18 protein-coding genes and 1 pseudogene are annotated in these 14,365 nt (G+C 71.5%); 4 read left to right on the plus strand and 15 right to left on the minus strand.

The window, feature by feature from the left end:
- Positions 1-37: 37 nt before the first annotated feature.
- The 6 genes from M8C13_RS44650 to M8C13_RS22915 all read right to left on the minus strand — a co-directional run bounded on the left by M8C13_RS44650 (position 38) and on the right by M8C13_RS22915 (position 3,992).
- The gene (locus M8C13_RS44650; protein WP_256509532.1) at positions 38-166 is read right to left on the minus strand and encodes a hypothetical protein; all 129 of its coding nucleotides are present in this window, start codon (positions 164-166) and stop codon (positions 38-40) included.
- 258 nt (positions 167-424) lie between these two features.
- On the minus strand, positions 425-1,033 hold the full coding sequence (locus M8C13_RS22895) for a hypothetical protein (protein ID WP_252482720.1): 609 nt from the start codon (positions 1,031-1,033) through the stop codon (positions 425-427).
- Positions 1,030-1,782 carry a hypothetical protein gene (locus tag M8C13_RS22900; RefSeq protein ID WP_252482721.1) on the minus strand — a complete coding sequence of 251 codons (753 nt, stop codon included), beginning with the start codon at positions 1,780-1,782 and terminating at the stop codon, positions 1,030-1,032. The genes M8C13_RS22895 and M8C13_RS22900 overlap by 4 nt, the downstream gene beginning before the upstream one ends.
- Positions 1,783-1,867: 85 nt before the next feature.
- Positions 1,868-2,293, minus strand: coding sequence for a transcription antitermination factor NusB (nusB, locus tag M8C13_RS22905; protein ID WP_252482722.1), 426 nt, complete (start codon positions 2,291-2,293; stop codon positions 1,868-1,870).
- The gene (gene efp, locus M8C13_RS22910; RefSeq protein ID WP_252482723.1) at positions 2,293-2,856 is read right to left on the minus strand and encodes an elongation factor P; all 564 of its coding nucleotides are present in this window, start codon (positions 2,854-2,856) and stop codon (positions 2,293-2,295) included. The genes nusB and efp overlap by 1 nt, the downstream gene beginning before the upstream one ends.
- Before the next feature lie 41 nt (positions 2,857-2,897).
- Positions 2,898-3,992, minus strand: a complete 1,095-nt coding sequence (locus M8C13_RS22915) for a Xaa-Pro peptidase family protein (RefSeq protein ID WP_252482724.1) — start codon at positions 3,990-3,992, stop codon at positions 2,898-2,900.
- Positions 3,993-4,032: 40 nt separating this feature from the next.
- Here M8C13_RS22915 and M8C13_RS22920 point away from each other — a divergent pair, with 40 nt between their 5' ends.
- A complete protein-coding gene (locus M8C13_RS22920) occupies positions 4,033-4,428 on the plus strand; it encodes a hypothetical protein (RefSeq protein WP_252482725.1) in 396 nt (131 codons plus the stop codon).
- Between the two features lie 132 nt (positions 4,429-4,560).
- Here M8C13_RS22920 and M8C13_RS22925 read toward each other — a convergent pair.
- The 9 genes and pseudogenes from M8C13_RS22925 to M8C13_RS44655 all read right to left on the minus strand — a co-directional run bounded on the left by M8C13_RS22925 (position 4,561) and on the right by M8C13_RS44655 (position 11,963).
- Positions 4,561-5,099, minus strand: a pseudogene (locus M8C13_RS22925) (GNAT family N-acetyltransferase).
- A gap of 36 nt (positions 5,100-5,135) precedes the next feature.
- Entirely contained in the window at positions 5,136-5,699 is a 564-nt protein-coding gene (locus tag M8C13_RS22930; protein WP_252482727.1) for a GNAT family N-acetyltransferase, read from the minus strand.
- The gene (gene aroQ / locus M8C13_RS22935) at positions 5,696-6,124 is read right to left on the minus strand and encodes a type II 3-dehydroquinate dehydratase (protein ID WP_252482728.1); all 429 of its coding nucleotides are present in this window, start codon (positions 6,122-6,124) and stop codon (positions 5,696-5,698) included. The genes M8C13_RS22930 and aroQ overlap by 4 nt, the downstream gene beginning before the upstream one ends.
- Positions 6,121-7,227, minus strand: a complete 1,107-nt coding sequence (gene aroB / locus M8C13_RS22940) for a 3-dehydroquinate synthase (RefSeq protein WP_252482729.1) — start codon at positions 7,225-7,227, stop codon at positions 6,121-6,123. The genes aroQ and aroB overlap by 4 nt, the downstream gene beginning before the upstream one ends.
- Complete coding sequence (locus M8C13_RS22945; protein ID WP_252482730.1) at positions 7,224-7,814, minus strand: shikimate kinase; 591 nt, start codon at positions 7,812-7,814, stop codon at positions 7,224-7,226. The genes aroB and M8C13_RS22945 overlap by 4 nt, the downstream gene beginning before the upstream one ends.
- A complete protein-coding gene (gene aroC / locus M8C13_RS22950; RefSeq protein ID WP_252482731.1) occupies positions 7,811-8,998 on the minus strand; it encodes a chorismate synthase in 1,188 nt (395 codons plus the stop codon). Before aroC ends, M8C13_RS22945 begins: the two co-directional genes overlap by 4 nt.
- A gap of 25 nt (positions 8,999-9,023) precedes the next feature.
- Positions 9,024-9,695: an A24 family peptidase gene (locus M8C13_RS22955; RefSeq protein ID WP_252482732.1), complete on the minus strand. Its 672-nt coding sequence runs from the start codon at positions 9,693-9,695 to the stop codon at positions 9,024-9,026.
- 1,258 nt (positions 9,696-10,953) lie between these two features.
- A complete protein-coding gene (locus M8C13_RS22965; RefSeq protein WP_252482733.1) occupies positions 10,954-11,406 on the minus strand; it encodes a PTS glucose transporter subunit IIA in 453 nt (150 codons plus the stop codon).
- On the minus strand, positions 11,403-11,963 hold the full coding sequence (locus M8C13_RS44655) for a PTS glucose/sucrose transporter subunit IIB (protein ID WP_308202843.1): 561 nt from the start codon (positions 11,961-11,963) through the stop codon (positions 11,403-11,405). The genes M8C13_RS22965 and M8C13_RS44655 overlap by 4 nt, the downstream gene beginning before the upstream one ends.
- On the opposite strand from M8C13_RS44655, the gene M8C13_RS22975 reads away from it, so the two are divergent.
- The 3 genes from M8C13_RS22975 to M8C13_RS22985 are packed head-to-tail and all read left to right on the plus strand — an operon-like array spanning position 11,844 to position 14,262.
- Positions 11,844-12,647 (plus strand): GntR family transcriptional regulator, encoded by an 804-nt coding sequence (locus M8C13_RS22975; RefSeq protein ID WP_252482735.1) that lies wholly within the window; start codon positions 11,844-11,846, stop codon positions 12,645-12,647. The two genes, M8C13_RS44655 and M8C13_RS22975, sit on opposite strands and share 120 nt — an antisense overlap.
- A 13-nt stretch (positions 12,648-12,660) precedes the next feature.
- The gene (locus M8C13_RS22980; protein ID WP_252482736.1) at positions 12,661-13,956 is read left to right on the plus strand and encodes a PTS transporter subunit EIIC; all 1,296 of its coding nucleotides are present in this window, start codon (positions 12,661-12,663) and stop codon (positions 13,954-13,956) included.
- Between the two features lie 27 nt (positions 13,957-13,983).
- Entirely contained in the window at positions 13,984-14,262 is a 279-nt protein-coding gene (locus M8C13_RS22985) for an HPr family phosphocarrier protein (RefSeq protein ID WP_252482737.1), read from the plus strand.
- The last annotated feature ends 103 nt before the right edge of the window (positions 14,263-14,365 follow it).

Below are 14,365 nucleotides of genomic sequence, written 5' to 3' on the forward strand. Positions count from 1 at the left end.
CCCGCCGAGCTCACCAACCACCGTCCGCGGCGTGGTGTCAGTCTCGGCGAACGCCCAGCTCCCCCAGGTAGCCCTTCGCGCGGTTGACGTAGGAGTCGGAGGCTACGACCGGCGTCTCGTCCAGCACCTTGCTGACCGGGTCATGTCGCACAGGGTCAGTTCGCATGTCGCGCGTATGCGTCGAGTTCCCTGGCCGACCACTTGGCCTCGTCTTGGACGACCCTGGCGATCTGCGGGCATTGTCCTTGTTGACCTTGAAGTCCGGCTCCGCCGTCGGCTGCCAGAGACACACTGGTGCCCCGGTCCCGTTCCCCTCGTGCACGATCTGCCCCCTTGTACGCGTCCCCGTACAGACAGTCACCGTACACGGGGCCGTCCGCGACTACGCAAGTGTCGAGTCCGCACCACCCACCCCGTCACCGCCTCAGGCCGCCCCGCGCGCCAGTGCACGCTGGACCCGCGCCGCGGCCTGCGGCAGACGTAGCTGGAGCACCGAGCCCTCGGCGAAGGTGATCTCCAGGACCCTCGGCATCGGCACTCCCCGGCCGGCGAACGGCGCGCGCACCCCGGCGATCCGCCCCGCGGGCAGGTCCAGGCCGGTGGTGAACACCGTGGCCGGGTTCTTGGGCTGGAACAACTTGGTCGGGTAGACGACCGCGACCCGCTGGTCGGTGAGGACCAGGCGGGCTTCGCCCCGGCTGTGCGCGAGGTGGTCGGCCAGCCGGATCGCGTCGGCGGCCGGGTCGGTGGCGGCGGCCCAGTAGCCGATGGTGGGGTCCTCGGCCCAGTCCTCGGCGGGCGCGGGGCTGGTGGCGGTGATCTTCGCGGGCAGCGGCCAGCGGTGGCGGCCGAGGTCCAGTTCCGGCATCGCGGAGATCGGTTCGTGCGGCAGGCGGGTCTGCCCGGCGAGCCAGGCGCAGACGTAGCCGCGCACCGGTGGGCAGCCCAGCAGCAGCCGCTCCCCCGGCCGGATCCAGAACTGGGTGAGCTCCGCCTCGACGATCTTGTCCTCGGGGTCCAGTGGCTTGGTCATCGCGCCCCGTTCGTCAGCTCGACCACGCGGGCGGCGAGCTCGGGGTCGGCCAGCCGGAAGTCGACGCCGGAACCGTCCACAAGGGACACTCGCAGGCAGGGTTCGCGCTTGCGGTCCACCGCGTGCACCGCGGCAATCCGCTGGCGGGGGATCTCGGCGAGCGGGACGAGGTCGGGCACGGGCACAGGTTCGCCTTCCACGTGAGACCCATAAGTTCGGCGGGTGTCGGCGACAATCTTGGCGATGTCCCGGCCGACGTCGAGCAGTCCCTTGCCGAAGCCGGTGGCCTTGCCCAGCAGTGAGCGGGTCTGCGGGGCGGGCCCGGGTTCCGGCGGCGGTTCGGGTGCGGGGCGGGGGCCGAGCACGGCGAGCCGGGTGCTGGTCAGCATCCACAGCCTGCCCACCCTCTTCCCCGGCGCCACGCCGAGCCGCGCGACGGTGGCTTCGGCCAGGCAGCCGGGCCGGGGCCCGAAGATCAGGTGGTCGGCTTCCGGTGGCTTGTCGCTGCTGCTGTCGTTGCCGCCGCCGAGCAGCACCTCGCCGATCCCGGTGAGCACGAACCCGCCCACGCCCCTGCCGACCGCGCCGACGCCTCGGACCAGGGCGTTCTTGCGTGGCTGGCCGAGTGGGTCGAGGCCGTCGACGTCGTAGTAGAAGACCTGGCCGCGGACGGCCCAGAGCAGCCGTTCGCCCGGTTGGCAGTGCTGCCGGGCGAGCAGTCCTGGCCCGAGTGGCCGGGAGAAGTCCATCGCCGCCTGTCCCCCTGGGGTCGGACGCGCCGCAGGGGCGCCCCGGTCCGGGACGCCCCTGCGGCGGGTTGGCTCTGGTGCCGCCTCAGCCGTTGTTGGCGGCGCGCAGGTGGTCGGCGATGCCGGCGATCCGGCCGAGCACGCCGTTGACGAACCGCGGGGAGTCGTCGGTGGAGAGCGCCTTGGCCAGTTCGATCGCCTCGTCGATGGCGACCGCGTCGGGCACGTCGGTGGCCCACAGCAGCTCGAACAGGCCCAGTCGCAGCACCGCCCGGTCGACCGCGGGCATCCGGGACAGGCTCCAGCCCTCGGAGTGCTCGATGATCAGCTCGTCGATGCGGTCACGGTGGCTGGTGACGCCTTCCACCAGGGTGACGGTGTAGTCGTTGACCGGCGGCACGTCCGGCGAGCCGACCCGGCCGGAGAGCAGCGTGACCGGGTCGAGGCCGCGCTGGTCGGCCTCGAACAGGACGTCCACCGCGCGCTTGCGGGCTTTGCTCCTGGCGCCCATCAGGAGTTGACGCGTCCGAGGTAGCGCCCGTCCCTGGTGTCCACCTTGACCTTCTCGCCGGTGGAGACGAACAGCGGGACCTGGATCTCCGCGCCGGTCTCCAGGGTGGCCGGCTTGGTGCCGCCGGTGGAGCGGTCGCCCTGCAGGCCGGGGTCGGTGTGCTGGATGACCAGCTCGACCGAGGCGGAGAGCTCCACGTACAGCGGGGCGCCCTCGTGCGAGGCGACCATCGCGTTGGAGTTCTCCAGCAGGTACTTCGCGGCGTCGCCGACGACGGCTTCGCTGACCGGGATCTGGTCGTAGGTGTCCAGGTCCATGAACACGAACTCGCTGCCCTCGCGGTAGAGGTAGGTCATCTCGCGACGGTCGACGGTGGCGGTGTCGACCTTCACGCCCGCGTTGAAGGTCTTGTCCACCACCTTGCCGGAGAGCACGTGCTTGAGCTTGGTCCGCACGAACGCGGGGCCCTTGCCCGGCTTGACGTGCTGGAACTCGACGACCGTCCAGAGCTGGTTTTCGATCTTCAGAACCAGCCCGTTTTTGAGGTCGTTGGTCGTGGCCACGGTAAGGGGATCTCCTGTTGTCGTGAACGAGGTTCGTGCGGCTAGACGACCACAAGATCCTTAGTGGTCAGGGTGAGCAGCTCGGGCGCGCCCTCGCGCACCACGAGCGTGTCCTCGATGCGGACGCCGCCCCGACCGGACAGGTACACGCCAGGTTCGACGGTGACCGCCATGCCGGCGGTCAGTGTACCTACGCCCAGCTTGGACAGGCTCGGAGCCTCGTGGATCTCGAGTCCGACGCCGTGGCCGAGGCCGTGCAGGAACCGCTCGCCGTGCCCAGCGGCCTCGATGACCTCGCGCGCGGCGGCGTCCACCGCGGCGACCTCCACACCGGGGGCCAGCGCGGCCCGCCCGGCCGCCTGCGCGGCCGCGACCAGCTCGTAGAGCTCCCGCTGCCAGTCGGCGGCGCGGCCGAGGACGAGGGTGCGGGTCATGTCGGAGTGGTAGCCGCCGAACCGCGCGCCGAAGTCGAGTTTGACCAGGTCACCGGATTCCAGCACGGTGTCGGTGGGCCGGTGGTGCGGGACCGCGGAGTTGGCCCCGGCGGCCACGATGGTCTCGAAGGAGGGTCCGGCCGCGCCGTGTTCGACCATCCGGTCCTCCAGCTCCCGCCCGACCTCCTTCTCAGTGCGGCCGGGCCGGAGCCCGCCGTGGGAGATCAGGTCGGCCAGGGCCCGGTCGGCGGCCGCGCAGGCCATCCGCAGCGCCTCGACCTCGTCCTCGTCCTTGACCAGCCGCAGCTTCTCCACCAGCTTGGGCGCCCTGGTCAGCTCGATCTTCCCGGCCGCCGCGGCGAGGGTGTCGTAGCCGTCCACGGTGACGTGGTGGCTCTCGAACCCGACCCGCCCGGCCCCGAAGGCGGCCAGCAGCGCCACGTCACAGGGCCGGTCGATGCGCCGTTCCAGGTCGGGGACCTGGGCCGCGGACTGGGTGAGGTAGCGCCCGTCGGTGCAGAACAGGCTGCCGCGCTCCTCGGCGGGGTCGTCGGCCGCGGCGACGAGCAGGGCGGCGTTGGAGCCGGTGAAGCCGGTGAGGTAGCGGACGTTGAGCAGGTTGGTGACCAGCATGGCGTCCAGCTGCCGGGCGCGCAGTTCAGTGCGCAGCGCGGCACGGCGACGGGCGTGCGACTCGGGCATGAGTGGAGCCTACGGTGCCCGCGCGATACTGTGCGCCCTCATGCGGACCTGGGTGTGGCGGGCACTGGTGCTGGCGCTGCTGCACGCCGCCGCGCAGACCGCGGTGGCCGCCATCCGGATCCACAACCCCCCGGCCACCACCCTCGCCCAGATCCTCACCCTGAGTTTCCTGGTGGCCCTGACCCTGGCCTGGGGCACGGTCGACGGCCGCCGCCGCCCAGCCTGCGCGATGACCTGGTTCTACACCGGCCTGCTGGCCGGCCCCATCGCCGGTTTGCTGGGCGTGCTGGCCCAGTCCACCCTGCTGGACGCCACCGGCCTGGAGTCCCTGGGCACCGCGATGACCGGCGGCGCGGCCTTCACCGCCCTGCTCATCGCGGCCCCAGCCCTGCTGGGCACCGTCCTGGGCCGCCGCCCCAGCCACCCAGCGACCTGACCCAGCCGGTCTGCCCCAGCCGGTCTGCCCCAGCCCGTCTGACCCTGCCCGCATGTCCCAGCCCGCCTGCTCCAGCCCAACCACAGCCCCGCCGCGCCCGGCCCAGTCCGCGGGTCGGCCCCCCGTCGCCGGTCAGCGTCTGGGCAGCGCGCCCATCCTCGGTGTGACCTGCCCCAGCCGCACCATCACCCGGTGCTCGGCCCCGTAGTGCCGCCCGGTGGCGACCTCGAGGAAGCCCAGCCGCCCGGCCAGCCGCAGGCTCGGCTCGTTCTCCGGCCGCACCAGCGCCCACACCGCGGGCAGCCCCAGCTCCCCGAACCCGAGCTCCAGCAGCGCCCGCGCCGCCTCCCGGCCAGTCCGCTTCCCCAGTGGGCGGACCCGATGGACCAGCCGGTCTCCACCAGCGGCGCGGGCAGCTCGTGCGAGGGCCGCAGGTGCCCGTAGCCGATGACCGTTTCATCCAGCCAGAACGTCCAGTACCCCATGCCCTCGGGGTAGTCGGCGGCGGTCCGCTCCAGCGCCCACTCCCGCACCGCCCCCGGCTGGGACAGGTCCCGTCCGAGCCAGCGGGAGGCGTCGGGGTCGGCGAAGACCTCGGCGAGCCGGGGCGCGTCGGCGAGTTCCAGCGGCCGCAGCACCAGCCGCCGGGTCCGCAACACCGCCGCGGTCATCGGTCACCTCCAGTCACGGGCCGCCCTCGCCCCTGGTCAGCGGTCACTCCCGGCCGGCCAGCCGGCGTCTCCCACTGGCCAGCGGGCGCCCGGGCGCAGGGCCACGTGCGCCTCCACCTGGTGGCCGAGCTTCTCCCGCCAGCCGACGAAGACGAACCCGGCCCGCTCGGCGAGCCGTTTGCTGGGCAGGTTGTCCGGGTGGATCAGCGCCCACACCGCGGGCACGCCCACGGTCTCGTGCGCGTGCCGGACCAGCTCCCGCACCGCCTCGGTGGCCAGCCCCTTGCCGCGGTAGCCCCCGCCCAGCGCCCAGCCGATGGAGACGAACGGCGGCGGGAACTGCCGGAACCCGGCCAGCCGCCCGAACCCGGCGACCACCCCGTCCACCTCGAACACGCAGTGCCCGAGCCCCTCGGCGCGTTCCTCGGCCAGGTTGGTGGTCAGCAGCGCCCGCAGCGCGCCCGGATCGGCCAGCTCGACCGAGGTGTAGGGCGAGCCGTCCCGTCCTTCGTCAGCGAAGGCGGTGATCAGGGGTTCCTCATGCTCGGCGCGCAACGGCCGGAGCACGAGGCGGTCGGTGCGCAGGACCGGCAAGCTCATGCGTTTCCGGCCAGCCACCGCAACGCCAGCGCGTAGCCGTCCACTCCCAGTCCGACGATCACCCCCGCGGCGAGCTCGGAGATGTAGCTGTGGTGCCGGAACCGCTCCCGCTTGTGCACATTGGAGATGTGCACCTCGACCAGTGGCGCGGTAAGCGCGGCGCAGGCGTCCCGCACCGCGATCGAGTAGTGCGTCCACGCCCCGGCGTTGAGCACCACGGGCCGCTGCGCGTCGGCGGCCTCGTGCAGCCACTCGAGCATCTGGCCTTCGTGGTCGGTCTGCCGCACTTCGACCTCGATGCCCAGCTCGGCCCCGGTGCGCTGGCACAGGGCGATGAGGTCGTCGTGGGTGGTGCTGCCGTAGATGACGGGTTCGCGGGTGCCGAGCCTGCCGAGGTTGGGGCCGTTGAGCACGAGCACGTTCACAGCAGCACTCCCCCGCCCGCGCTGTCGTCCTTGGCGATGGCCGAGTAGGCCCCCGCGAGCAGGCTCGGGTCGGGGCCTTCCAGCTTGCCGGGTTTGGCCAGCCCGTCGAGCACCACGAACCGCAGCACCCCGGCCCGGTTCTTCTTGTCCGAGCGCATGCCCTCCATCAGCTGCGGGAAGGCGTCGGCGTCGTAGCTCACCGGCAACCCGAGGGACTGGAGCACGCTGCGGTGCCGTTCCACGGTGGCGTCGTCGAGCCGTCCGGCGGCGCGGGCGAGCTCGGCGGCGTACACCAGCCCGACGCTGACCGCGGCCCCGTGCCGCCACCGGTAGCGCTCACGCCGCTCGATGGCGTGCGCCAGGGTGTGCCCGTAGTTGAGCACCTCCCGCAGCGAGGACTCCTTGAGGTCGGCCGAGACCACGTCCGCCTTGACCTGGATCTTGCGCCGCACCAGTTCGGCCAGCACCTCCCCTGTCGGGTCCAGCGCGGCCTGCGGGTCGGCCTCGATCAGGTCGAGGATCACCGGGTCGGCGATGAACCCGCCCTTGACCACCTCGGCCATCCCGGCGACCAGCTCGTTGCGCGGCAGCCCCTCCAGCGTGGCCAGGTCGACCAGCACCGCACTGGGCTCGTGGAAGACCCCGACCAGGTTCTTGCCCGCGTCGGTGTTGATCCCGGCCTTGCCCCCGACCGCCGCGTCGACCATGCCGAGCAGCGTGGTGGGCACGTGCACCACCCGCACCCCGCGCATCCAGGTGCCCGCGACGAACCCGGCCAGGTCGGTCACCGCCCCGCCGCCGAGCCCGATGACGACGCCGGTCCGGTCCAGCCCGATCTTGCCGAAGACCTCCCAGCAGAACGCGGCCACGCCCAGTGCCTTGCCGTCCTCGGCGTCGGGCACCTCCACGCGGTGCGCGTCGACCCCCGCCGCGGCCAGTTCGGCTCGCACCGTCTCGGCGGTCTCGGCGAGTGTCGGCTGGTGCACGATGGCCGCCTTGCCGACTCCCCGCAGCGTCTCCACCAGCTCGCCCAGCAGTCCCCGCCCGACGATCACGTCGTAGGGCGAGTCACTGGCAACCCGGATCCGCACCGGCTCGGTCATCGTGTTCCTTCCTCGATCCGCGCCTGCCGCCCACCATTGCCCTCCGGCGGTGCCGCCGCGGTTGTCCCGGGCGCCGCGGGTGCCGCGTCCAGTCCGGCGATCACCGCGTCGACGACCTCCTCCGGGGTCCGCGAGTCGGTGACCACCTCCACCGTGGCGACCTCCCGGTACAGCGGGAGCCGCGCGTCCAGCAACGCCTTGAACGTGGCCCGGGGATTCACCCCCGCCAGCAACGGCCGCGCCGTGGACAGCCCGGTGCGCCGCACGCCTTCGGCCATGCCGACGTTGAGGAACACCACGGTCTGCTCGGTCAGCCGCGCGCGGGTGCGTTCGGAGAGCACCGCGCCGCCGCCCAGGGACAGCACGCCGTCATGTTCGGCGAGCGCGTCGGCGATGGCCTGTTCCTCCAGCCGCCGGAACACGGGTTCGCCGTCGGTGGTGAAGATCTCCGAGACCGCCTTGCCCGCGGTCTGCTCCACCATGACGTCGGTGTCCCGGAAGACCAGCCCGAGCCGCTGCGCCAAGAGCTGACCGACCGTGGTCTTGCCGGATCCAGGCGGTCCGACGACCACCGCTCGCGGGCTCACCGGCGGTGCTCCAGCGCCTTGAGGTAGGCCTCGACGTTGCGCCGGGTCTCCTCGACCGAGTCGCCGCCGAACTTCTCCAGCACCGCGTCGGCCAGCACCAGCGCGACCATCGCCTCGGCGACCACACCGGCCGCGGGCACCGCGCACACGTCGGAACGCTGGCTGATGGCCACCGCGGGCTCACCGGTCGCCGTGTCGATGGTGTCCAGCGCCCTGGGCACGGTGGAGATCGGCTTCATCGCGGCGCGCACGCGCAGAATCTCGCCGTTGGTGATGCCTCCTTCCAGTCCGCCTGCTCGGTTGGACCTGCGGTGCACTCCGCTCGGTCCGCCACCCGGTTCGATCTCGTCGTGCGCCTGGCTGCCGCGCCGCCGGGCGGTCTCGAACCCGTCGCCGACCTCGACGCCCTTGATGGCCTGGATGCCCATCAGCGCCCCGGCCAGCCGGGAGTCCAGCCGCCGGTCCCAGTGCACGTGCGAGCCGAGCCCCGGCGGCAGCCCGTAGGCCAGTACCTCGACCACACCGCCGAGGGTGTCGCCGTCCTTCTTCGCCGCGTCGACCTCGGCGACCATCGCCTCGCTCGCCGCCGGGTCGAACGCCCGCACCGGGCTGGCGTCCACCGCGTCCAGGTCGGCGGGCTGGGGCAGCACCCCGGCCGGGGCGGCGACGGTGCCGATGGAGATGACGTGGCTGAGCACCTCGGCGCCGAGGGTCTGCTTCAGGAACGCCTTGGCCACCGTGCCCAGCGCGGTGCGGGCCGCGGTCTCCCGGGCGCTGGCGCGTTCCAGCACCGGACGCGCGTCGTCGAAGCCGTACTTGAGCATCCCGGGCAGATCGGCGTGACCGGGCCGCGGCCTGGTCAGCGGCGCGTTGCGACCAAGGTTGGCCAGCTCTTCCGGATCAACCGGATCGGCGGACATGACCTTGTCCCAGCGGGGCCACTCCGAGTTGCCCACGCGGACCGCGACCGGCCCACCCTGGCTGCGCCCGTGCCGGACACCACCGAGGAACTCGACCTCATCGGCCTCGAATTTCATCCGGGCCCCTCGACCGTGGCCGAGTCTCCGCCGGGCGAGCTGGATGGCCAGCTCTCCCGTGGTGACTTCCACCCCGGCGGGCAGACCTTCCAACACGGCGACCAAGGCCGGTCCGTGCGACTCTCCAGCGGTGATCCAGCGCAACACGGGTCGATCCTGCCATGTCAGCCGGTTAGCCGAGGACTCCGCCCTGCCCCGCCAGCACCGTGACCAGCCAGGTCGCGGCCAGCAGTCCGGGCCCGTGCGGCACCCCGGCCGGCGCGGGCGGCGCCCGCACGCGTAGCCGCCGAACAAGATCAGCGACCGCGGTCACCGTCCCAGCCACCGCCGCGACCACGATCAGCGCAGGCCACGACACCGCGGCCGCCACCGCACCGAGACTGGCGGAGAGCTTCACATCCCCGGCCCCGAGCGAGCCGGGACTGAACAGATGCACGACCAGGTGTGTGAGGAAGAACAAGGCGCCGCCCAGCGCGGCGCGTACCGCCATCCCACCATCCGGGCCCAATACCGCGGCCAGCGTGACCAGCACCGCGAACACCGGCACCGCGGTGAGGGTGAGGACATCCGGCAGCCGCCGATGTCGCAGGTCCACGGCCGTCAGTGGCACCGCGACCCAGGCGAGCGCGACCGGGACCGGCAACCAGGCCCAGGAGAGCAGGCCGGCCCCGGCCAAGCCGGCGGGGATCGCGGTCAGTACGGCGGTGGCGGGCACGAGCCAGGGCGGCGGGATGGCGGTGCCACGTGGGGTTCGGCGGAGCAGGGCATGGGTGGATGTTCCGGCGAGGAGGCCGAGGAGCGCGCCGAGAATGATTGTGATGAATGCGGGGAGGAGGTGGGGCATGGCATTGATGCTGCCATATTCAGCGGAGGGTTCCGACCACAAGCCGTCACTCGAAAGTGGGTATCTGCGGAATCAGGCGTCGGGGTTCGCCATTAGCGAACATTCACGAGGCTGTGGATAACTGGCGGCCTGTGGATGAGCGATTTGCGGAACCTTCCGGGCTGGTCGATATTGTGGAAATGGGGGGTCCCCCTCGCGCGCGGGCGGGGATTAGGAGGGAATTGGCGGAGATGGTGAGGCGGGGGTGGAGGCGGCTGGACGGGACGGAGCCGGGCGGGACTCGGCGAGGCAGGGTGCGGCCGGACCGGGCGAGGCGGGACGCGGCGGGGCGGGACGGGGTGGGGCGCGGCGGGGCGGGACGGGGCGGAACTTGGCGGGACGCGGCGCGGCCGGACGCGGTTCGGCGGGATGTGGGCCCGGGGGATGTGGGCCGGGGGCGCGGGCCGGCGGGATGGAGGCGGGGGCAATGCGGCGGTGCAAGGCGGGGCAGGACGTGGCGGGTTGGGAGGCGGTAGACAGGGAAGCAGCTGGGAGAAGCGGTGGGACGGGAGGTAGCGGGAGGGAGATGACGGCACGGGAAACGGCTGGGCAGGAGACGGTAGGCCGGGGAGCGGGAACAGGCGGCCGGTGGCACACAAAGCGGCCAGACGGAACGAAGTGAGCGTGCGAAGGAAGTGAGCGGGAAACGACTGTGCTGCGGCGGCCTTGGCCTCGCGACAGGTGGGGCGAGTTGCGGCAGAGCAAGGCGAGTCGGCGAGCGATGCGGCGGACGGGGATGAAAGGCCGAAGCAAGGCTGGGGAGTTCGCCGAGGGAAGGAACCGAGTCGGGTGAAGCGAACTAGACGGGATGGCAGACGAAGCCGGTCGGTGCGAAGTGGCCGGGCGAGGCAGAGCGAGCAGAAACGCGGCGGGACTGGACCGGACACAGGACCGGGAGGCAAGCAGGCGGGAGTTGGTGACCAATGACAGAAGTGGCAGTTCGGTAGTTCGATATCCGGAAGGTGGTGGCCGCACGGCTCGGCGACGGAGGCCGCAAGAAAGGCGAAAGGTCTGCGACGGCAAGGTGAGACAGCGGCTCCACCGCGTTAGGCGTCGCATCGCGGCGAGCAGTCAATGGCTGGCAGCGCAAAGCTGGAAACCGCTGAACGCTGAAAATCAGCGGCGACACCTGGCGCGAGAAAGCAGCCGACCTGGAATGAGTGGCCGAAAGACAAAAGGCCGCTCTCGGGTGGAGTTTCGCCGAGAGCGGCCGTCGTGTTCAGTTCCAGGTGAACAGCGGGTCGCCCGCGGTGACCGGGCCTGGTTCGCGCAGGTCGGTGAGCTTGTCCGCTGGGGCGTCCAGTGCGACCACCGGGCAGACCGGGGAGTAGCCGGTGGTCTCGATGTCCGCCGGGTTCCAGGTGATCATGGGCTGGCCGGCGCGGACCTTCTCGCCCTTGACCACGTGCTGGGTGAAGCCCTCGCCCTTGAGCTTCACCGTGTCGATGCCCAGGTGGACCAGGACCGCGATGCCGTTGTCGGTGGCCACGACGAAGGCGTGCGGGTGCAGGGTCACCACCGTGCCGTCGATCGGGGCCACCGCCTCGCCTGCCTCGCGGGCCGGGTCGACCGCGAGGCCGGGGCCGACCATGGCCTGAGCGAAGACCGGGTCGGGGACCTCGCTCATGGGCACCACGGTGCCCGTCACCGGGGAGAGGATCGACAGGGTCACATCAGGTCCTGGATGTCGTCGGCGAGGTTGTCCGCTTCCGGACCCACCACGACCTGCACCACGGTGCCCTGCTGCATCACTCCGTGCGCCCCCGCAGCCTTGAGCGCCGCCTGGTCGACCTTCCCGCCGTCGACCACCTCGCACCGCAGGCGGGTGATGCACGCCTCGATGTCCTCGATGTTCTCCGCTCCGCCGAGTCCGGCGAGAATCGCCGCCGCCTTGTCCGCCACCGTGACCTCCTCTGACTGTCCTGCTCGATCCGCGGTGTGCGGATGCTGCCACCAAGGCGACACGAAGCCATAACGGCCGTTGACACCCGTCGCGGTCGCGGAGCATCCTCCCGCACTAACTGGTTTAGACCGGACCGTACCAATCCACGGGCGGTGGGGCGAGACGGTGGTCCACGAGAAGGACCGGACAGCGACAAGGAGGTGTGCGTGGCCGGGGAGAGCAACATCGAGGACCCGTTCCTCGGACCGGCGGCACGCCTGGTGGAGGGGCCGACCCCCAAGCACGCGCAGCTGCGCGAGATCCTGCGCCGACTCGCCGAGGAGCACCTGCCCCCCGGCTCCCCGGTGCCCTCGGAACGGGATCTCGCCACGCACTATGGGGTCTCCCGGCTGACCGTGCGCGAAGCGGTCGGCCAGCTCGTCACCGAGGGCCTGCTCAGCCGGGTCCGCGGCAAGGGCACGTTCACCGCGCGTCCGCGGGTGGAGGCACAGCTGCACCTGGCCTCCTTCACCGAGGACATGCGGCGCCGGGGCATGGAACCGGCGACGGAGGTACTCGACTACGCCGAGGTGGTTCCCCCGGAGAACACCGCGGCGGCGCTGGGCCTGCGTCCGCACGAGCCCGCCTACTGGCTGTTCCGGCTGCGTACGGCCAACGGCACGCCGATGGCGGTCGAACGCGGCTGGTACAACCCGCGCGAGGTGCCCGGACTCCTGCAGCAGGACCTGTCCCGCTCGCTGTACGGCCTGCTGGCCGAGACCTATCGGGTGCAGTTGGACCACGGCCGCCAGACGGTCCTGGCCGACGGCGCCGATCCCGCCACCGCACGGCTGCTCGGGATCCGTCCCGGCAGTCCCGTGCTGGTCTTCCGCCGCGTCTCCACCTGCGGTGGGCGGCCGGTGGAGGACATGACCTCGTGGTACCGGGGCGATCTTTACCAGGTGACCATGCAGCTCGACCGGAACCTGCCCGGTTCCGGCTCCCACCCCGACCCGGGAGGTACCCGATGAGCGAGGAGCGGTCATGAGCGCCACTCCGGCGACCGGCGGTCGCGAAGTGAAGGGCCTGGCGACACTGCAGAAGCTGGGCCGCAGCCTGATGCTGCCCATCGCGGTGCTACCCGCGGCTGGTCTGCTCGCCCGCTTGGGCGACAAGGACATGCTCGGCTCGTTCACGTGGTTCCAGGACGCGGCGGCCGTGATCGCCGCGGCGGGTGGCGCGATCCTGGACGGGTTGCCGCTGCTGTTCGCGGTGGGCGTGGCCATCGGGTTCGCCCGCAAGTCCGACGGCTCCACCGCGCTGTCCGCGGTGGTCGGCTACCTGGTGATGCAGGGCGTGTTCAAGGCGCTCTCGCCGATCGTGCTGGAGAAAGCCGCCGAAGGCGCCAAGCAGCAACTAGTCGACTACAAGGTGCTCGGCGGCATCCTCGTCGGCATCATCAGCGCGTTGCTCTGGCAGCGCTACCACCGCATCAAACTGCCTCCCTACCTGGCCTTCTTCGGTGGCCGCCGGTTCGTGCCGATCCTGGTCTCGATCGTCATCGCGATCGTGGCGGTACCGCTGGCACTGGTCTATCCGGCCTTCGACTGGGGCCTGAAGCAGGTCGGCGAGGCGATCACCGCGAACGTGGTCATCGGCGGCGGCGCCTTCGGCGTGCTGAACCGGTTCCTGCTGCCGCTGGGCCTGCACCACATCGTCAACACCACCGTGTGGCAGGTCTTCGGCGACTTCACCGACGCCACCGGCAAGGTCGTGCACGGTGACTACAACCGGTTCCTGGCAGGCGACCCCAGCGCGGGCACCTTCCTCACCGGGTTCTTCCCGATCATGATGTTCGCCCTGCCCGCCGCGGCGCTGGCCATCTGGCACACCGCCAAGCCGGCGCAGCGCAAGCTGGTCGGCGGCATCATGCTCTCCGCGGCGCTGACCGCGTTCCTCACCGGCGTCACCGAGCCGCTGGAGTTCGCGTTCATGTTCGTCGCGTGGCCGTTGTACATCATCCACGCCATCCTGACCGGTGTGTCCCTGGCACTGGTGAACGCGCTGGACATCCACCACGGCTTCTCGTTCTCGGCGGGTGCGATCGACTACGTGCTCAACTTCGGCATCGCGCAGAAGCCGTTGTTGCTCATCCCGATCGGCCTGGCCTTCGCCGCGGTGTACTACTTCCTGTTCCGGTTCGTGATCACGAAGTGGAACCTGGCGACCCCCGGTCGCGAGGACGACACCACGGCGATCGACCCGAGTGCGGCCGCCGACGCCGCAGAGGACAAGAAGGCCGCAGAGGACAAGAAGGCCGCCCGGTCCACCAAGGGCTGAGCGGGCACTACCAAGGAGGAGTAGGACATGCCGGAACTGCGGGTCACGGTGGCCAGCCGAGTCGGTCTGCACGCACGGCCGGCCGCCGTGCTGGCCAAGACCGCGGCGGAGCAGCCGGTGCCGGTCACCATCCGCAAGGAGGGTGGCGAGCCGGTGGCCGCGGCCAGTGTCCTGGGGTTGATGACCCTGGGCGCCATGCACGGTGACGAGGTGGTGCTCGCCGCCGAGGGCGAGGGCGCCGAGGCGGCCCTGGCAGCGGTGGCCGCCCTCATCGGCACCGACCTCGACCAGGAGCAACCGGCCTGATCCCACTCCGCTGACGACCCCTGTGGATAAGTGTCGCGACACTTGTCCACAGGGGCTTTCGTTGTACACAAAGGGGTCAAGTGGGCCCGCGTGGCTCGCGATC

This window comes from Crossiella sp. SN42 (assembly GCF_023897065.1).
Classification (GTDB): Bacteria; Actinomycetota; Actinomycetes; order Mycobacteriales; family Pseudonocardiaceae; genus Crossiella.